This window comes from Nonomuraea diastatica (assembly GCF_004349015.1).
GTDB lineage: Bacteria > Actinomycetota > Actinomycetes > Streptosporangiales > Streptosporangiaceae > Nonomuraea > Nonomuraea diastatica.
On record NZ_SMKP01000047.1, the window covers coordinates 1 to 17,358 of the forward strand.

At 71.3% G+C, this 17,358-nt stretch carries 16 protein-coding genes and 1 pseudogene; 12 read left to right on the plus strand and 5 right to left on the minus strand.

The window, feature by feature from the left end; genetic code table 11:
• Window positions 1-127: pseudogene (locus E1294_RS55875) on the plus strand (inositol-3-phosphate synthase); the annotation flags it as partial.
• Window positions 128-261: 134 nt separating this feature from the next.
• On the opposite strand, the gene E1294_RS18280 reads toward E1294_RS55875, so the two are convergent.
• The 3 genes from E1294_RS18280 to E1294_RS18290 all read right to left on the minus strand — a co-directional run bounded on the left by E1294_RS18280 (window position 262) and on the right by E1294_RS18290 (window position 3,171).
• Window positions 262-555 carry a helix-turn-helix domain-containing protein gene (locus tag E1294_RS18280; protein ID WP_165977351.1) on the minus strand — a complete coding sequence of 98 codons (294 nt, stop codon included), beginning with the start codon at window positions 553-555 and terminating at the stop codon, window positions 262-264.
• 523 nt (window positions 556-1,078) lie between these two features.
• Window positions 1,079-2,014 (minus strand): Gfo/Idh/MocA family protein, encoded by a 936-nt coding sequence (locus tag E1294_RS18285; RefSeq protein ID WP_132509715.1) that lies wholly within the window; start codon window positions 2,012-2,014, stop codon window positions 1,079-1,081.
• Complete coding sequence (locus E1294_RS18290) at window positions 2,011-3,171, minus strand: Gfo/Idh/MocA family protein (protein WP_132509716.1); 1,161 nt, start codon at window positions 3,169-3,171, stop codon at window positions 2,011-2,013. The genes E1294_RS18285 and E1294_RS18290 overlap by 4 nt, the downstream gene beginning before the upstream one ends.
• A gap of 140 nt (window positions 3,172-3,311) precedes the next feature.
• On the opposite strand from E1294_RS18290, the gene E1294_RS18295 reads away from it, so the two are divergent.
• Genes E1294_RS18295 through mftF form a run of 5 tightly spaced genes read left to right on the plus strand, consistent with a single transcriptional unit; the run spans window position 3,312 to window position 8,976 of the window.
• Window positions 3,312-4,652 (plus strand): MATE family efflux transporter, encoded by a 1,341-nt coding sequence (locus E1294_RS18295; protein ID WP_132509717.1) that lies wholly within the window; start codon window positions 3,312-3,314, stop codon window positions 4,650-4,652.
• Complete coding sequence (locus E1294_RS18300; RefSeq protein WP_132509718.1) at window positions 4,649-5,695, plus strand: hypothetical protein; 1,047 nt, start codon at window positions 4,649-4,651, stop codon at window positions 5,693-5,695. The genes E1294_RS18295 and E1294_RS18300 overlap by 4 nt, the downstream gene beginning before the upstream one ends.
• A complete protein-coding gene (locus tag E1294_RS18305; protein ID WP_132509719.1) occupies window positions 5,682-6,251 on the plus strand; it encodes a hypothetical protein in 570 nt (189 codons plus the stop codon). The genes E1294_RS18300 and E1294_RS18305 overlap by 14 nt, the downstream gene beginning before the upstream one ends.
• Window positions 6,248-7,603, plus strand: a complete 1,356-nt coding sequence (locus E1294_RS18310; RefSeq protein ID WP_132509720.1) for a condensation domain-containing protein — start codon at window positions 6,248-6,250, stop codon at window positions 7,601-7,603. Before E1294_RS18305 ends, E1294_RS18310 begins: the two co-directional genes overlap by 4 nt.
• Window positions 7,600-8,976, plus strand: a complete 1,377-nt coding sequence (mftF, locus tag E1294_RS18315; protein ID WP_132509721.1) for a mycofactocin biosynthesis glycosyltransferase MftF — start codon at window positions 7,600-7,602, stop codon at window positions 8,974-8,976. The genes E1294_RS18310 and mftF overlap by 4 nt, the downstream gene beginning before the upstream one ends.
• Here the strand turns inward: mftF and E1294_RS18320 are convergent.
• A complete protein-coding gene (locus tag E1294_RS18320) occupies window positions 8,948-9,568 on the minus strand; it encodes a response regulator transcription factor (RefSeq protein ID WP_165977352.1) in 621 nt (206 codons plus the stop codon). The genes mftF and E1294_RS18320 overlap by 29 nt on opposite strands.
• Entirely contained in the window at window positions 9,549-10,415 is an 867-nt protein-coding gene (locus E1294_RS18325; RefSeq protein WP_132509723.1) for an inositol monophosphatase family protein, read from the minus strand. Before E1294_RS18325 ends, E1294_RS18320 begins: the two co-directional genes overlap by 20 nt.
• A 134-nt stretch (window positions 10,416-10,549) precedes the next feature.
• Here E1294_RS18325 and E1294_RS18330 point away from each other — a divergent pair, with 134 nt between their 5' ends.
• The 6 genes from E1294_RS18330 to E1294_RS18355 all read left to right on the plus strand — a co-directional run bounded on the left by E1294_RS18330 (window position 10,550) and on the right by E1294_RS18355 (window position 17,341).
• Window positions 10,550-11,863: an aspartate aminotransferase family protein gene (locus tag E1294_RS18330; protein WP_132509724.1), complete on the plus strand. Its 1,314-nt coding sequence runs from the start codon at window positions 10,550-10,552 to the stop codon at window positions 11,861-11,863.
• Window positions 11,860-12,849: a Gfo/Idh/MocA family protein gene (locus tag E1294_RS18335; RefSeq protein WP_132509725.1), complete on the plus strand. Its 990-nt coding sequence runs from the start codon at window positions 11,860-11,862 to the stop codon at window positions 12,847-12,849. The genes E1294_RS18330 and E1294_RS18335 overlap by 4 nt, the downstream gene beginning before the upstream one ends.
• A 3-nt stretch (window positions 12,850-12,852) precedes the next feature.
• On the plus strand, window positions 12,853-13,920 hold the full coding sequence (locus E1294_RS18340; protein WP_132509726.1) for a polysaccharide deacetylase family protein: 1,068 nt from the start codon (window positions 12,853-12,855) through the stop codon (window positions 13,918-13,920).
• Between the two features lie 86 nt (window positions 13,921-14,006).
• Window positions 14,007-14,969 (plus strand): hypothetical protein, encoded by a 963-nt coding sequence (locus tag E1294_RS18345; protein WP_132509727.1) that lies wholly within the window; start codon window positions 14,007-14,009, stop codon window positions 14,967-14,969.
• A complete protein-coding gene (locus E1294_RS18350) occupies window positions 14,962-15,486 on the plus strand; it encodes a hypothetical protein (RefSeq protein WP_132509728.1) in 525 nt (174 codons plus the stop codon). Before E1294_RS18345 ends, E1294_RS18350 begins: the two co-directional genes overlap by 8 nt.
• A gap of 97 nt (window positions 15,487-15,583) precedes the next feature.
• Window positions 15,584-17,341 (plus strand): fatty acyl-AMP ligase, encoded by a 1,758-nt coding sequence (locus E1294_RS18355; protein WP_132509729.1) that lies wholly within the window; start codon window positions 15,584-15,586, stop codon window positions 17,339-17,341.
• Window positions 17,342-17,358 lie beyond the last annotated feature (17 nt).

Sequence of the window (17,358 nt, forward strand, 5' to 3'; positions counted from 1 at the left end):
CCGGGGCATCGCCGGGCCCATCCTGTCGGCGTCCTCCTACTTCATGAAGTCGCCGCCCGAGCAGTACTCCGACGACCAGGCCCGCGACTACGTCGAGAAGTTCATCAGAGGCGAGGTCGAGCGCTGATCGCCACTGCCGCACGGAAGCTGCGCGGCACCTCACGGCGGTGCGGCGGGCAGTGGCCCGGCCGCGAACCCGGGATGCCGCGAAACCAGGATGCTGCGAACCCGGGGTGCTGGGAGCCGCTTGTCCGCAGGCCCTCAGCCGGTCGCCGGTTCCAGAGCGATCGACTGCCGGTTCGACTGGGCCCTGCGCATCACCCATGACTGCGCGCGGCTGGACAACAGAATGCCGAGTTCGAGCCGGCTGCGCGCACCCACGAGGGTCATGGTGCGGGAGACGTGCCGCTGGACGGTGCGCGAGGAGATGTCCAGCTTGTTGCCGACGGCCTCATCGGTCCATCCGGCGGCGAGCAGCAGGATGACCTCCTGCTGCGTCCTGCTGATCAGCCCACCACGCATGCAGGCGTTGAGCCATTCCATCAATACGTACATGTGTTTTCCCTCGAATGCAGGCCTCGAACAGCTGCGAGAAATACGGACGACGCACGTCGCCGGCGTGCCTGGGGTATGCGGACCGACACCCGCGACCGTTGCCATGCTGCTTTCGGGAATTCCGCCCCGTCCTTGAGCCGGCGGGTTTCACGAACGCGGAGCAGGGCTCGTCAACACGTATGCGCCCGCCACCAGCGGCAGCCAGTATCGCCGGTTTCCGCATCGATCCCACTCCTTGAGCAAGGAAACGAATGGAGTAAATGATTTCTAGCAGTCGTTGGTATAACCCGGGTATGTCCTTGGTACAACGCGGGTATGCCGTAACGTGGCTGCTCAGGTCATCCGGTTCCGGGCTGATCGCACGAGTCGACCGCCGCGCCATGGGCCTGGCCGCGCCGGCCGAGAGGCGTCTCCGGGCGACACGCCGGCCTTCCACGCACTTACCTTTGACCTGCGGAAACAGGATCGTCTACGCACGTGCCTCGCGCAGGCAGGCGATCGGCCAGATCGGAGAGCTGTTTCCCTAACGCAGGTTCTCCGCGACGGTCACCCAGCGCAGGGTTTCTGAGAGGGGGATGCGGAGGTCCGCATCTCCCCTGACCACCGCGCTGAAGTGGTCCACCTGCGTGCGGAACTGGTTGCCCGCCGCGGGGGTCCACGTCCGGTCGCCGTGCTCGGTCGCGAGGCGGATGGTGCCCGCGCCGGACGCCAGGAAGGGGAGCTCCAGATCGAGGACGCCGGCCGTGCCCACCAGCAGGAGCCGTTCGGCGAACGTGCCGGTGAACCCCCAGGACGCCGTGCCCGTCGCACCTGATGCGAAGCGCAGCCACGCGGAGCCCGCGACGTCCGGATGACCGGTGAACGTCCCGCGGGCCTCGGTAACGTCACCCAGCAGCCACATCAGAGCGTGCACGCAGTAGCAGCCGAGATCCCAGAACGCTCCGCCGCCCAGCTCGGCGGAGAGGCGGAAGTCGTCCGGGATTTCGAGTGGAACGGAGAAGTGCGCGTGTGCGGTGGTGATCTCGCCGAGTTCGGCGAGGAGCGCCGTGAAGGCGGGCGTGTCGTACTGGGGGTGGAAGCGGTACATGAACCCCTCCATCACCACCGGCCGGCCTGGGCCGGCAGCGGCCGCGATCTCCTGCACCTCGGCCGACGATCTCGCCATCGGCTTCTCGCACAACACGTGCTTGCCGGCTTCCAGCGCGCGCACGGTCCACTCGGTGTGCAGGGAGTTGGGCAGCGCCACATAGATCGCGTCGACGGCCGGATCGGACAGGACCTCGTCATAGGAGCCGTACGCCCGGGCGCCGGGATGGCCTTCGACCATCTCCGCGGCCCTGCCGAGATCGCGGGCGCCGACGGCGGCGAGGCGCGCCGAGGGGGACGCCGCCACCGCCGGAAGGAAGTCCGAGCGCGCGATGCGAGCCGCCCCCAGCACGCCCCAGCCGAGCGCCGTCATGCCGGAAGGCCCGCCCACGGCATGGGCGTCACGGGCTCGAACGTGGACTCGATCGTGGTCGTGCCGCACTCCGTCATCGCCAGGATGATCTCCAGAACATGCAGGGCCTGCCGGGCTGACACGCGCGCCCCGCGGCGCTCGATGACGGCGTCGGCCACTTCGGCCACCCCCCGCGCGAAGTCCATGTCGTGCGGCTCCTGCTCGGGCGACTCCTTGTAGCTGTGGTGGTAGTCGGCCGGCCGGACCAGGGGGAAGGACACCGGCGGCTCAAGGTAGTGATCGGACGACTCGCGCCGCTCGGCGGGCACCAGCGTCCGCAAGGTGACACCGGCGCCGTAGTCCCAGCACTCGGCGACGTGCAGCACGCCGTCGTCTCCGATGATCCGCAGTGCACGGTCCTCGGGGGCCAGCGTGGAGCAGGTCAGCCTGGCGATCACTCCCGAGGTGAAGCGCAGGGCCGCGGTCGTGAAGTCGGGAGCGAAGTCACAGCCGGTCATGCCGGGCACCTTGCCGGGGACCACCAGCGCCGAGAACGACGTGACCTCCGTGACCGGGCCGAAGAAGGCGGTCAGCCAGTTCAGGTAGTACGCCGCGTGTTCCAGGGCCGGGCCCACGCGGAACTCGTCCAGGTAGGGCCACGGCGCGCCGGACGCACTGGTCCACGTCCAGTACGGCATCTGGTGGATGGCCCCGTCGTCGAGTTCGGCGTAGACCAGCCTGGGGCGCCCCACGGCACCGTCGCGTAGCGCGCGCCACACCGTCTGAGCCGTCTCCCCGAGCAGGGTGCACGGGCCGGTGCCGAGGGTCAGACCGCGGGACTCGGCCAGCTCCACGAGCTCGCGCGCCTCGGGGAGGGAAAGGGCGAGAGGCTTTTCCGAATAGACGTGCCGGCCCGCCTCAAGAGCCGCCCTGGTCACGTGGGCATGGCTTCGCGGGTTGGTGAGATTGACCACGATGCGGACGGATTCGTCGGCCAGCAGGTCGGCCATGGACGCGAAAACGGGAATGCCGTGGTGGAGGCTGAAATCCGAGGCCCGCGCCGGATCCCGGTCATAGGCGCCGACCGCTTTGAGCTGCGGGTGATTGGGGAGAGTGGTCGCATAGTAGTCGGCGACATATCCACATCCCACTATCGCGACGCCCATTGATTCCTGCATGCCCAGCACCTTAACCCGTTCCCTATTCCGGTAATAGGACCTGAACGGGCATAGCCGTTCAGTCAGCTGGTCGCCGTTCACCGCCGTGGCTATGGTTGCCGAAATGCAGCGTGTTTTGCATTCACCCGGAAGGGGAAATCGTGGCGCAGGTCGTTCGTCCGCCTGAGTCCGTGCCGTGGGCGGGCCGCCCGGAGATCGCCCGCCTGGCTTTTCCGATCCTGTACGGCGAGATCGTGGGTGTCGTCACGCCGCTCATCATCCTGGCCATCATGGGCCGCGTGGACGAGGAGGCGCTTTACCTCAGATCGCTCTACATGCCGCTCGCCTTTCTCTTCATCGCCTTGCAGATGGGTTTGGACATCAGCAACCAGGTCGCCGCCGCGTTGAGTCGTGGCCGGGGACGACCCCAGGACGTGCTGCCCTCGGCGGCGAGCATGGCCGTCGTGGGAGGGGCGGTGTGGGGGGTCGTCGCTCTGGCCGTCATCGCGGGCGCTCCTTGGATCGCCTCGCTGCTCGAAGTACCGGTCGGTTCCACGGCGGACTTCGTCTCCTTCGTCCGCTGGATTTGCTGTGCCAACCTGTTGTGGTTGCCGGTGTCCTTGTGCTCGTCCAGTCTCAGGGGGTACGGCCACGCGCGCAGCGCGGCAGGTGTGGTCCTGGTGGGCGCCGGTGTGGAGATCGCCACGGTAGCCGTCCTCGGGTTCGGCACCGGCCTCGGCACGTACGCGCTGCCGATCGCCATGGCGGCCGGAGCCGTCGCCGCGCTCGCCTACGCCTTCCTCGCGCTGGCCAGGACCGACGTATGGCGATCGAGGGAAACGTTCACCTGGCGCCCAGAGGTGCTCACCCACCTGGCCGGTGCCGGCGGGCCGATCACGATTTCGTTCCTGGTGATCGCGGTGAGCAACTTCGGCCTGATGTGGGTGGTGGCACCGTTCGGTCCCGATGTCGTTTCCGGGTTCTCGGTGGCCGTGGCCCTGGAGACACTCATCCTCGTACCGTCCACCGCCATCGGCTCCGCGACGGCGATCACGATGAACCGGTTGCGCGGAGCCGATCGGCCCGACCTGATGCTGCCGGTCTTGAAGGCGGGCATGGGGCTGGCGTGGCTGACCTACGCGGTGCTGGCCCTCGCGGTGTGGCTGCCCCGCGCTCCGCTCGCCACGCTGGTCGCCGGGACGCCCGACGTCGCCGCGCAGACTGAGCTCTTCCTCGGCATCGTCGGGCTCACGTACGGGTGCATGGGAATCACGGTCACCGCCATCGTGATCATCGAGCAGATCGGCGGCGGGGTCCTCGCGCTCCTGCTGAACGTTCCGTACTTCCTCGGAGGCGTCGTCGCCGGAGCCCTGTTCGCGGGGGCTGTCGGCGTCCAGGGCTTCTACTGGACGCTCGCCGTTCTGAACACCGCAGGTGTGCTGGTAGTGCCACTGCTCACGCGCAAATTCGTCCGCCGCCGGTTCCCCGAGGGGGCACGATGAAGGTCAGCGTCGCGATCATGCATCATCCGGCCCGCGCCCATCTGGTGGGCTCCCTGGTCCGAGCCTGCCTGCCGCTGGTCGCCAGGGTGGTGACCGATCCCGACCCGTCGGGCATCCGCAGCCCTCTGCGCACGGCCAAGCGCGCGTGGGCCGCCGTGGGCGAGGGCGCCACCCACCATCTGGTCATCCAGGACGACGCGCTGCTCTGCGACGATTTCGCCGCGCAGGTCATGGCCGCCGTCGAGGCCAGGCCGCAGCACGTGGTGGCCTTCTACTCCGACTGGAACAGCCCGCAGAACGCCTATCTCGTACGCCGGGCCGCGGCGGCGGGCGCCGCGTGGGCCCCGCTCTCCCGCACCGACTGGGCTCCCGCCGTCGCCCTCCTGATGCCCGCCGACCAGGCGCGTGAGCTGGCCCGCTATCTCGAGCCCATTCCCGACGAGGTGATCGACGACGACGAGATGATCGCCCGGTTCTGCCGTGAGCGGCGGTCGCCGATGCTGGCCACCATCCCTCACCTCGTGGAGAAGGGGGCCGTCGAATCCCTCACCACGCACGAGGACGTGTATCGCGCGACCGTGTTCGCCGGCCGGACCCCGCCGCCGGCGGCGCACTGGGCGCGCGATCCCGCACAGGACGCGGTGCTGGCGGCCAGGTTCGAGCGGGCGGATCCCTGGGAGCACGTGGTGGAGCTCCGCGGCTCGCGCTGTTACCTGCGCTTCACCCGCCCGCACACCGAGGAGCCGGCGGGACACGAGTACGGCTGGTACTGGCACGACTGGGCGCCGCTGGTCGGCATCGATCCGCGCGTGGTCCCGGGACGGGGTGTGATGGCCGAGGTCTGGGCGGCGGGATACCTGCTCGGGGCGGACACCTTCGCGTTCGGCCGCACGGACTGGCTCCGGCCGGCCCTGGCCACCTGGGTCGAGTCCGGCCTGCGGCCCGCCGACCGTGCGCGGCTCGGCCATGAAGGCCGCGCCGCGCTGACGGAGGCGTGCCTGGAAGGTTTCTCGGTCAGGAGGACCGCCGATGTCGCCGGTTGAGGACCTGAGGTCGGTGGCGGCGCGGATGGCCCGCAGGGAGGCGCGGCTGAACCGCCTCATCGCCCCCGACCAGCCACCCGGCGTCATCCGCCCGCCCGCTCCCGACGTGGTGATGCGGGTGGTGCCGTGCCCGGTCTGCGGTGCCGCCGGCGCTGATCCGCCGTTCGACCACTGGAGCGTGACCGGCGAGCAGACCACTCTGCCCACCCTCGCCGTGCTCGGTTGCGAATGGCTGACTCCGCGGGCGGTGTTGCCCATGGCCGTCGCGATCGAGCAGGGGACGGGGCCGCTCGCGTACCGGACGCGGGCCGTGGCGCGGCTGGGAGGCCGGGACCTGCGGGCCGTCGACCGGAGCGAGAGCTGGGCGGACGCCCTCACGGACGGGCACGGCGCCGCGGGCGACGCCGGTGAGGCGACGTTGCCGGCGGTGACCAGGGCGCGAGACGGCGACCTCCGGCCGATGTTCACCGGCCCGCACACGCCGGAATCCGAAACCGAGCTCAACGACATCTACCTGGAAGTCCGGCTGACGGCCATGGCTGAGGAAGGGATATGAACGATCTGACCTGGCACAAGGTCCCCTTCACCGGGACTCGCGCGGAAACGGGCCCGGCCACGTGGGGCCAGCGGCAGGTCTGGCGTGACCTACGCCAGATGCCGGACGGCACGCCGTACAACGTCGCCTGCCCGCTGGCGGTCGCCGAGGGGATCGGCCTGGACGACGTGCTGGAGTCGACGGCCGAGCTGGTCGGGCGGCACGAGTCCCTCCGCACCGTCTTCACCGATGAGGGCGGGCTCACGCAGCGGGTGCTCGCCTCCGGCGAGATCCTGGTCGGCATCCTGGACGATCCGGAAACCGGCCAGGAACAGGTGGACGCGCTGGCGGCGCGGCTCCGCGGCACGGACTTCGACCACGCCGCCGACGCGCCCTTCCGCGCAGCCGTGGCGGCGCGCGACGGCGTGCCGTACGCGGTCGTCGTGTGCGTCACCCATCTGGCGGCGGATCTGCAGAGCACCCGGCTGCTCGCCGCGGAGCTGGAGCGCATGCTCCGCTGCCGGGCGGAGGGCGGCCCGTCGCCCGAGCCCGCGCCGGCGGCCCAGCCGCTCGACGTGGCGGCCGCGGAGCAGTCCGCCTCGGGGCGGCGGATGGAGTCGGCCGCGCTGGCCCACGTCCGCTCCACGCTGAGCGCCTTCCCCCGCGCCAACTTCCCGCGGCCGGCCGGGCCCGCTCAGACGCCTCGCTACCGGCAGGCCGGCCTCGGCTCGTACGTGGCCGCCGCCGCGCTGGACACCCTGGCCGCCCGTTACCGCGTCGGCAGCTCGACCGTGGCCCTGGCCGCCGCGGCCACGATGCTCGGCGCGGTCACCGGCCGTCAGGAGGTGGCGCTGCTGCTCGTGGCGGGCAACCGGATCCCGGCCGAGTTGCGGCATGCCGTGGGCACCCTCACGCAGGACGTTCCGGCGCTGATCGAGGTGGCTGGCCCGGCGTTCTCCGACGTGATCCAGGCGACCTGGAAATCGTCCATCCGTGCGTACCGCCACGGCAGGTTCGATCCGGACAAAGCCTGGGACATCATCGCCGAACTCGGTGAGGAGAGGGGCGGGCATCCGGAGCTGCGCTCCTTCTTCAACGACTACAGGACGAACTCCGCACCGGTGACCACACCCGGCGCCCCGGCCGCCTCCGAACTCCGCTGGGCGGACGACACCGACGAGGACGGCGTCACCTTCTTCGCGCAAGTGGGGGACACACCCGGGCATCCCGGCTCGGTCCTGCTGTCGTTGTGCGCCGACACCACGTACATGCCTCCCGACGCCATCGAACGGTACCTGTGGGGCGTCGAACGGCTGCTGGTCGACCAGCTCTCCCGGGATGTTCAGGTGGCGCGGCTCGGGGAGGACGCATGATCGCGCGGCTGGACCCCGGCACCCGTGTTCTGGCGAACGGACGTATTCTGGTGGGCGGCCATCCCCGCCGGGTGCTGCGCCTCGATCGGGCCCAGGCCGACGAGGTCGCCCGCTGGCGGGCCGGGCGGCCGGTCTCCGGCTCGCATCGCGCACTCGCCCGTCTGCTGGTGGAGGCGGGCGTGCTGCGGCCGGAGCCCGAAGCGGGCGGCCCCGCGGAGGCGGAGGTGACCGTCGTCGTTCCCGTGCACGGGCGGGTGCGCGAGCTGGCCGCGTGCCTTGCCGGGCTGCGCGGGCTCGCGGTGATCGTGGTGGACGACGGTTCTCCGGACGAGCGGGCCGTGTCGAAGGTCGTCTCCGATGCCGGGGCCACCTATGTGCGCCGGGACACGCGAGGCGGCCCGGCCGCCGCCAGGAACACCGGGCTGGCCGCGGTGACCACGCCCTACGTGGCGTTCGTGGACTCCGACTGCGTCCTTGAACCCGGCTGGCTGGACCGGCTGCTGCCGCACTTCGCCGCCCAGCAGGTCGCGGCGGTGGCCCCGCGTATCGTGTCGTACGGCGCGGACCGCGGGTGGTTGTCGCGTTACGAGGCCGCCCGTTCCGCGCTCGACATGGGGGACACCGCCGCGGTGGTGAGGCCCGACGGCCTGGTGCCGTACGCGCCGACGGCGGCGCTCGTGGTCCGGCGAGCGGCGGCGGGAGCCGGTTTCGACGAGCGGCTCGCCCTGGGAGAGGACGTCGACTTCGTCTGGCGGCTGGTCGCTTCGGGGTGGCAGGTCCGCTATGAGCCCGGCGCGAGGGTCGCCCACCGTCACAGGATCCGGCTGGGCACCTGGCTGGCCCGCCGCGTCGAGTACGGCACCTCGGTCGCGGCGCTGGACCGCAGGCACCCCGGGGCCATCCCGGCGCTCGACGCGTCCGCGTGGGGGGTCCTGGCCTGGGCCGCCGCGGTGTGCGCCCCTGGCCGGGCGGCCCGCGCGGGCCTGGCGGCCTCCTGCGTGGCCGCCCATGCAGCCGGCCTGGCCAGGGAACTGCCCGGCGAGCCCGCGCGGGCGGCCGCGCTGGCCGTCGCCGACACGCTGACGGCGGGCCGCCTGGCAGGGGCGTCGATGGCGCAGGTGTGGTGGCCGCTGGCCCTCCCCGCCGCGATCGCCGTCCCCCGGCTGCGCCTCCCGCTCGTCGCAGCGCTGGCGTTGCCCGCTCTGGCCGAGTGGGTGGAGCGCCGCCCGCCGCTCGACCCGGCCAGGTACGTCGCCGCGCACGTGCTGGACGACGTCGTGGGCGCGGTCGGGGTGTGGAAGGGGATGCTGCGCGAGCGTACGTTCCGGCCGCTGTTGCCGCGCCTCAGGCGTATTCGATCAGGCGGGCCTTGATCGCCGTGACGACCGCCGCGGTCCTGTTGGGCGAGTCGAGTTTCAGCAACACGCTGGCCACCAGCCTTTTCGCGCCGTGCTCCGAGATCGACAGGCGACGTGCGATCTGCCTGTTGCTGAGGCCGTCGGCGAGCAGGGAGAGCGTCACGCTTTCCCGTGCGGTGAGGCTGACCGGCGGACGGCGCTGCGGGGCGTCCGCCGACGGGCCTGACGCGCGCGTGAGCAGCTCCCGCGCCAGCCGGTCGGGGATCGCCAGCTCGCCCGCGATCACCCGGTGAATGGCGTCGCGCAGATGATTCGCGGTGATGTCCTCCTGGATGAGATAACCGTCGAATTCCGATGAGAGGGTGAACTCCGGGCCGGTCACCTGGGCCTCGTCGAGCAGGAGAAGGGTCTTGACGTCCTTGTCGCGTGTGCCGGGCAGCGCTTCGGTGGTGATGAGGACATCGCAGGCGTCGCCGTCGACCGTGAGGTTCACCATGGGGACCTGCCGCAGAACGGTCTCCAGACCTCGTTGAAGCAACTCGCTGCCGACGAGAATCGCGACGTTGATCTGTGCGGTTTCTGTGCCTTCAGGAAAGGTCGGCGTCATGACTCGCATCAAATACGGTCGTTGTTGGGCAGGGCCAGGCATTTGACGAGTTCCGGACAGCGAGCTCCGCGAATTCCGCGAGGCGGTCCGACAGGCGCCTCCCGTGCCCGGCGAAGAGCGGGCCCCAGGCCACGAAACCGGACCGGCGCTCCGTCCCCGGCTCCCCTGGCACTCCCACGAACCCCCCTCCCGACGCCCTGACCAGTGACCGCCCGGCGGCCACGTCCCAGACGAACACGTCCGCGTTCACGGCCAGGTCGGCCCGGCCCGCGGCCACGTAGGCGAGCGCCAGCGCCGAGGACCCGATCCTTCGCACGTCTGCCGTCTCCACCAGCTCAGCGTGCAACCGGGCCTCGGCAGGGTCCCGGACCCCTGGCGTCGGAATGTCGGTCAGCACGACGGGCAGCGGATCGGGCTCCGTGACGCGCGGGGGCGGCGGCCGTCCGTCGATCCGGAGAACGCCGTCCGCCGCGGTGAACAACTCGCCGCGCGTCGGATCGTAAACGGCTCCGCCGACCGGCTCGCCGCGCACCGACACCCCGATCGACACCGCGTACAGCCCGAGGCCGCGCGCGAAGTTGTGCGTGCCGTCGATGGGATCGACGCACCACTCGACCTCGCCCGCTCCGCTCGCGCCCGTCTCCTCGCCGACGATCACGCTGTCGGGACAGGAGGCCGACAGCATCGTACGGATCAGCGACTCGGCCTGCCCGTCCGCCTCCGTCACCACGTCATGCAGGCCGCTCTTGGCCCGCGTCCTGACGCCGGGGCCGTAGCGGGTGACGAGGAGCGAGCCGGCTTCGACGGCGGCCGTGGCGGCGAGGGCGACCAGCCCGACATGATCCATTGGCTCACCCTAGGTGGGTGAGCGCCCCGCGGCACCGGCTCGTTCGGGTATGCCCTCTCGCCCGGCCGATCGCCGCTTATGCCCCCTCTGGACAGTCGGCACGCTGGAGCACACACACCTGGAAGGGCCTGGAGATGGCAATTGGACTGACGTCCGAGCGCAGCAGGTCGGACGCTCACTGGGCCGCGGAGCAGCGGGTCATCGGGCCCGGCCTGCAAGCCGTGATGTTGTGGTCGAAGCTCTGCGTCGAGCATGCGGAAGGCGCCATGCTCACCGACGCCGACGGGCACGAGATCGTGGACTTTCAGGGCGCCGGCGGCGTCAACTCGATCGGACACTCCCACCCCCGATACGTCGCGGCGCTGGCCGCCCAGCTCACCGCCACACCCGCGGGCGCGTTCGGCTCGCCCGCCCGACTCGACATGGTGAACGCCCTGAGCCGCGTGCTCAGCGCACCCCTCGACCGTATCCAGCTCTACAGCGGCGGCACCGAAGCCGTGGAGGCGGCCCTGAGACTGGCCAAGTCGGTCACCGGGAAACACGAATTCCTGTCCTTCTGGGGCGGCTTCCACGGCAAGACGATGGGCAGCCTGGCGCTCACGTCAGGAGCCAGGGCCGGGCTGGGCCCGCTGCCCGCCGGCTTCTTCAGCGCGCCGTACGCCAACTGCTACCGCTGCCCGCTGAAGCTGAAGAGCCCCTCCTGCGGATTCGCGTGCGTGGACCTGGCGAGAGACGTCATCAAACGCGAATCGACGGGGGCGTTCGCAGCCATCGTGGTCGAGCCCGTGCAGGGCCGCTCGGGCAACGTCGTTCCGCCCGACGGGTATCTCGCGGCGCTCAAGGAGGTGGCCGAGGAGTTCGACGCCCTGCTCATCGCCGACGAGATGATGACCGGCTTCGGCCGGACCGGGGCGCCGATGGCCTACCAGCACGAGGACGTCACCCCGGACATCGTGACGGTGGGGAAGGGCATGGGCGGCGGGTACCCGGTCACCGGGGTGATCTCCACCGCGGCCCACATGTCCGCCGCGCCCTTCTCCGACCCGAGCGCCAGCTCCTCCAGCTTCGGCGCGTTCCCCATGGCCTGCCGGGCGGTGGCCGCCACCACGGACGTCCTCGTCGAGGAGGACCTCGCGGAACACGCGCGCAAGCTCGGCGCCGAACTGCTGGAACTGCTGCGCCCGCTGGCCGACGAGGCGCCGCTGGTGGGAGACGTACGCGGGCTGGGCCTGGCCATCGGCATCGAGCTGGTCGCCGACAAGGCCACGAAGGAACCCGTGTCCGGCGAGGTGTTACGCGAGACGTTCCTCGCGCTGCTGAGGGCGGGGGTCCTGGTCATGACGGGCGGCAACACATTGCGGCTCTATCCGCCGCTCAACGTCGACGCCGACCTCGCCCGCGAATCCGCCGGCGTGATCCGCGCGACGCTGACAGGAGGTTCCCGATGAAGGCGGCGATCGCGGGCTTCGGCGTCGCCGGCGCGGCCCGGCTGTCGGCCTACGACCGCCTGGCCGGCGTGGACGTGGTCGCGATCGCCGACCCGTCGCCGGCCAGACGCGAGGCGGCCGGGCAGGCCGGCATCCGCGCGTACGCCGACCTCGCCGAGCTGAGCGCCGAACACGCGCCCGACGTCGTGGACGTCTGCGCACCGCCGGGTCACCACCGCGACCTGGCCCTGGCAGCGCTGGCATCCGGCAGCCACGTGATCTGCGAGAAGCCCGTCGCCTTCCGCACGGCCGACGCGCTCGGCCTGGCCGAAGCGTCGAGGCGGGCAGGGCGGCTGCTCTACCCGGCGCACAACTACCTGTTCTCGCCGATGATGCGGTTGCTGGAGGAGTGCGCGGCCGACGCCGGGACACCGAGAACGGTGTGCTTCCACATCGAGCGGCAGACGCATGCCAGGGGCAACGACGCCTACCGGCCGGACTGGCGGCGTGACCCGGAGATCGCCGGCGGGGGCATCCTGCTGGACCACGGCTCGCACTGCGTCTACATGGCCGCCCGCCTCTTCGGGGAACGACCCGCCAAGGTCTCCGCCGTGGCCCGCTGGCAGAGCGAAGGGCTCGACGAGTCCATCGACGTGCGGCTGCACTTCCCCTCGGGCATCGCCGACATCGAGCTGAGCTGGGTCGGCGACCGGCGTACGAACCACTACATCCTGGCGGGCCCCACCTCCTCGGTGACCATCACGGATGGGACAGCCGTGCTGACCGGGCCAGGAGGTGACGAGGAACGTTCCCTGGAGTCGCCGACGCACAGCTCCACCCACGAGGAATGGTTCGCGGACCTGTTCGCGGACTTCACCACCCGGCTGGAGAGACCCGCTTCGTGGGTCGGTCCGCTCCACGACATCGTCTCGACCGCCGAGGTCATCGAGGCGGCGTACACGTCGGCCCGGCAGGACGGCCAACCCGTCCTGCTCCGGCAGGACTGAGCCATGTGGTACGCGGGCGTTGGATGGGATGGTGGCGCGTACGAGCTGGCCGTCCTCGATCCCGCAGGTGCCCACGTCGTGGCCCCGCTCCGTCTCGAAACCGTGGGCGTGAGGGACGTCGTGGCCCGCCTCCTCCGGCTGGCCGAACGGGAACCGCTGATGTGCGTCATCGACAACACGAACGGAGTCGTCGACGGTCATCTGACGGCCGCGGGACTCGACGTCTACCGCGCCGACGGCGACGTCGCACCGCCGCGGCGGGCGTTCGGCTCGCTGGATCCGGTCGTCCTGGCGGAACGCGGCCGTACCCGCGGGTCATCATTGACCAGGATCGCCCCCGACTCCGGCACGCTCACCGGGCTCGACCGGCGGATCGAGGACGACCTGGACTCGGCCGCGCTCGTCGAGGCCGAGCAGGTCGCCTCGGGCAGGTGTCTGGCGCACGGCCGCCGCGTACGTCCGAAGGTGGCGCTCACCTTCGACGACGGCCCCGACCCCGACCACACGCCGCGCCTGCTCGATCTGCTACGCCACTACCACGTGCCCGCCACCTTCTTCTGCCTCGGGTTGCACGCCGCGGCCCATCCCCACGTGGTGGCGCGGATCGCGGAGGAAGGCCACAGCGTGGGCAACCACACCTGGTCACACCCCTACCTGCCCGACCTCACCAGGCAGGAGGTCCTCGCCCAGGTGGACAGGACGGCCGAGGTGCTGGCCGGGATCACCGGGGAGGTCCCGACGTTGTTCCGGCCACCTTTCGGCGGACGGAACGCCGACGTGCTCACGTGGCTGGCCGAGCATGGGCAGACCACCGTGCTCTGGGACGTCGAGGCCGCCGACTGGGCGCTTCCCGGCGCTTCGGCGATCGCCCACCAGGTGATCGGCGACACGGATTTCGGATCCGTCGTGCTCCTGCACGACGGCGGCGGCGACCGTTCGCAGACGATCGAGGCGATCCCGCTGATCCTCGAGACCCTCATGGTGAGCGGGTGCAGATTCGTGCCCGTCGAGGACCTCATCGACGCCGACGAGCAGAAAGAGCGCGTGGCATCTTCATGGACATCCGCATAAGCGTCGCGATCATGCATCACCCACGCCGAGCCGATCGGGTTCCCCCGTTGCTCACATCGTGCGCCCCGCTCGCGGCGCAGGTGATCGTGGATCCAGACCCCTCGGGAACGCCCAGTCCGCTGCGCACGGCCAAGCGCGCCTGGGCGGCCGTGCCGCCCGGGGCCACCCACCATCTCGTCCTGCAGGACGACGTGCTGCTGTGCGCCGGATTCGCCGCCCACCTGGCCGATGCCGTCCGCGCGCGGCCGCGGCACGCCGTCGCCCTCTACTCCAACTGGAACAGCCCGCAGAACTCGTATCTCGTCAGGCGGGCGGCGGCGGCCGGCTCCGCGTGGGCGCCGCTGTCGCCGGCGGAGTGGACCCCGACGCAGGGGCTCGTGCTCCCCGCCGAGCGGGCCGGGGAACTGGCCGCGTACCTCGCCCCCATCAGCGACGACATCCGCGACGACGACGAGATGGTCGCGCTCTTCTGCGCCGATCGGGGGCTGCCCGTGGTCGCCGCCGTGCCGCACCTGGTCGACCATGAGGACACGCCCAGCCTGGCCGGACATCCCGGTTCCTTCCACGCGACCGTCTACGCGGGCGGCCGGCGCCTCGGCCCCGGCCACTGGCGCACGTACGATGACCGGGAGCGCGGGACCTTCGCGGTCGAGCTCATCGACTCCCGGTGCTTTCTGCGGCTGTTCCGTGAGGGCGAGCCCGTGGAGCATCCCTTCGGCTGGTACTGGGCGGACTGGTCGTCCCTGATCGGGCTGGATCCCCGGCGGATCCTCGCCGCCCTGCCGCGCCGGGACCTCCCCGCGTACGCACGGGAGTTGTGGGCCGCGGCCTACATCCTCGGGGCGGATGCGGGTGAACGCGCGGGCCCCGGCGCGGACTGGATCCTCCACCGGGCGATCGCCTCGTGGGTCGCCTCGGGACTCAGCGCCGCCGACCGCACCCGCCTGGACGAGCGCTCGTCAGCGGCTCTGACCGGGCTCGGCGTCGAGGCCGTCGAACGCGGTCGCGCGGCGGCCCGGCCGAGGCTGGAGGAGCTCGTCCGTGCGTGAGGCAGCGACCATCACCGAGCGCATGGCACGGCGTGAGGCGCGGGCGCTGCTGCTCGTCCCGCCCTCGATCCCCGCGCCACCAGGGGTGCTCGATCCCCAGGTCAGCCTGCGTCCCGTCACCTGTCCCCGGTGTGGCGTCGAGCCCGAGCCGCCGCGCGAGCAGCCGGATGACCGGCCGGTCGTGACGATCCTGGCCTGCGAGACGCTCGCCAACCGGGCCCTGCTCCCGGTGCTCGCCGCGGCCGCACCCGGGCGCTACATGTCCCGAGGGGTCTTCGTGGCCAGGCACCGGTCGTCCGGGAACGTGAGCGATGTGCTGACCGCCCTCGACACGGCCGAGAGCTGGGCGGATCCGGGGAGGAGCGGCCCGAGCGCCGGCGCGGTGGTGCCGGCCTCGACACGGGTGGCGAACGAGGTGACCTCGCACTTCCTCTCGCCCCATCCGAGCCCCGAACTCGATGACCTGAACACGCTCTATGCACGGGTCCGATACGCGGCCGTCCGGGCGGGGTTGTGAAGCCGATCAGGCATAGCCCTTGGGCCGCCCGAATGCGGCTGTCGCCTCCGACAACCGGACGAGATCATCCCATCATGTTCCCATCAGGGAGGGTTGCATGCCTGACCACGACACCTTGACGGCGCTCCTGCGGGACTGGGCCGTCGTCCGCGGCGATCAGGAGGCGGTCGTTTTCGCGACGAACCCGATAGACGCCGCCGGCGACCAGTGCCTCACCTACGCCGAGCTGGATCGGACCGCGCGCCGCGTGGCCGCGCTGCTCCACCTGCACGCCGACCCGGGCGATCGGGTCCTGCTGCTCAACGAGCCCGGCCTCGGCTTCGTCGCCGCCTTCTTCGGCTGCGTCTACGCGGGCATGATCGCGGTTCCGACGCCGCCGCCCGGCGGTCACCGCAGCCACCAGGCCCGCCTGGCGGGCATCGCCAGAGACGCGGGCGTCAAAGTGGCGCTGTCCGAGCAGGCAGGGCTGGACGCCGTGCAGGAGTGGGCCCACGACGCCGGCCTGGACACGATGGCCTGCCTGGCCGTCGATGGAGCGCTCCCGCCGGCCGAGCAGTGGGCCGACCCGGGGACGACCAACGCGGAGAGCCTGGTCTTCCTGCAGTACACGTCCGGCTCCACCGGAGACCCCAAGGGGGTCATGGTCGACCACGGCAACGTCCGGGCGAACACCGAGGTCTTCTGCCAGGTGACCGGCGCCACATCGACCACGCGCTTCGGCGGCTGGCTGCCGACCTTCCATGACTTCGGGCTGATCGGCCTGCTGCTGACCCCCCTGTGCCTGGGCACCACGACGGTGCTGATGTCCCCCCTCGCCTTCGTCAAACGGCCGTACGCCTGGCTGCGGCTGCTCGACCGGCACCGCGTCAACCTCACCGCCGCCCCGAACTTCGCCTTCGACCTCTGCGTGCGAGCCGTCACCGAGGCGCAGGCGGCCGGGATCGACCTCTCCCCGGTCACCCGTGTGCTGAACGGATCGGAGCCGATCCACGCCGCGACCCAACAGGCCTTCATCGAGCGTTTCCGGCCTCATGGGCTCGATCCCGCGGCCATGCTCCCCTCGTACGGCCTGGCCGAGGCGACCCTGGCGGTGAGCTGCACCGACCGTCGGCGCGGCATGGTCGTCACCGGCGTGGACGCCTACCAGCTCGGCCTCGGCCTCTTCGCGCCCGCCCGCCCAGAGGCGGGAACGGAGGAGCACACCCGGCTCGTGGTCTCCTGCGGGGCGGCCCGCGACGGGGTCGTCGTCGTGGACCCCGTGAAGTGCGAGATCCTGCCGGACGGGCGGATCGGCGAGATCTGGGTACGCGGTCCCCACGTGACGCGCGGCTACTGGAACCGTCCGGACGCGACCAGGGCCGTCTTCGGAGCGACCAGCGACCGGGGCGGCGGCTACATGCGCACCGGCGACCTCGGGACGATCCACGACGGCCAGCTCTACGTGACGGGCCGCATCAAGGAAGTGCTGATCGTCCGCGGCCAGAACCTGTACCCCCAGGATCTGGAGGCGACGGTGCGCGCGGCGCACCCCGCGCTCGCCCGCGGGGTCGGCGCGGCCTTCACGGTTCCCACCCCTGACGAGGAGATCGTGATCGTGCAGGAGTGCCGCGCGCACGCCCTGGAGGACATGACGCCGTCCGGCCTCGCCGCGGAGATCCGCAGCGCCATCCGGCGTGACTTCGGTGTGGCGGTCGGCGGTGTGGTCCTCGTACGGCCGTCCCAGGTGCGACGGACCACCAGCGGGAAGATCCAGCGTGGGCTGACCCGCGAGCTGTTCACCAAGGACGAGCTCACGGCCCTGCACGAGGACCTCACGCCCGCCATGCGCGCCCGCTACCGGGACAGCCCGGCATGACCGGCGGCTGCCGCGCG

Excerpts from the sequence above, each read along its gene's own strand:
- E1294_RS18280 (WP_165977351.1), bottom strand. The coding sequence starts at position 555 with ATGTACGTATTGATGGAATGGCTCAACGCCTGCATGCGTGGTGGGCTG.
- E1294_RS18285 (WP_132509715.1), bottom strand. The coding sequence starts at position 2,014 with ATGACGGCGCTCGGCTGGGGCGTGCTGGGGGCGGCTCGCATCGCGCGC.
- E1294_RS18290 (WP_132509716.1), bottom strand. The coding sequence starts at position 3,171 with ATGCAGGAATCAATGGGCGTCGCGATAGTGGGATGTGGATATGTCGCC.
- E1294_RS18300 (WP_132509718.1), top strand. The coding sequence starts at position 4,649 with ATGAAGGTCAGCGTCGCGATCATGCATCATCCGGCCCGCGCCCATCTG.
- E1294_RS18305 (WP_132509719.1), top strand. The coding sequence starts at position 5,682 with ATGTCGCCGGTTGAGGACCTGAGGTCGGTGGCGGCGCGGATGGCCCGC.
- E1294_RS18310 (WP_132509720.1), top strand. The coding sequence starts at position 6,248 with ATGAACGATCTGACCTGGCACAAGGTCCCCTTCACCGGGACTCGCGCG.
- mftF (WP_132509721.1), top strand. The coding sequence starts at position 7,600 with ATGATCGCGCGGCTGGACCCCGGCACCCGTGTTCTGGCGAACGGACGT.
- E1294_RS18320 (WP_165977352.1), bottom strand. The coding sequence starts at position 9,568 with ATGACGCCGACCTTTCCTGAAGGCACAGAAACCGCACAGATCAACGTC.
- E1294_RS18325 (WP_132509723.1), bottom strand. The coding sequence starts at position 10,415 with ATGGATCATGTCGGGCTGGTCGCCCTCGCCGCCACGGCCGCCGTCGAA.
- E1294_RS18330 (WP_132509724.1), top strand. The coding sequence starts at position 10,550 with ATGGCAATTGGACTGACGTCCGAGCGCAGCAGGTCGGACGCTCACTGG.
- E1294_RS18335 (WP_132509725.1), top strand. The coding sequence starts at position 11,860 with ATGAAGGCGGCGATCGCGGGCTTCGGCGTCGCCGGCGCGGCCCGGCTG.
- E1294_RS18340 (WP_132509726.1), top strand. The coding sequence starts at position 12,853 with ATGTGGTACGCGGGCGTTGGATGGGATGGTGGCGCGTACGAGCTGGCC.
- E1294_RS18355 (WP_132509729.1), top strand. The coding sequence starts at position 15,584 with ATGCCTGACCACGACACCTTGACGGCGCTCCTGCGGGACTGGGCCGTC.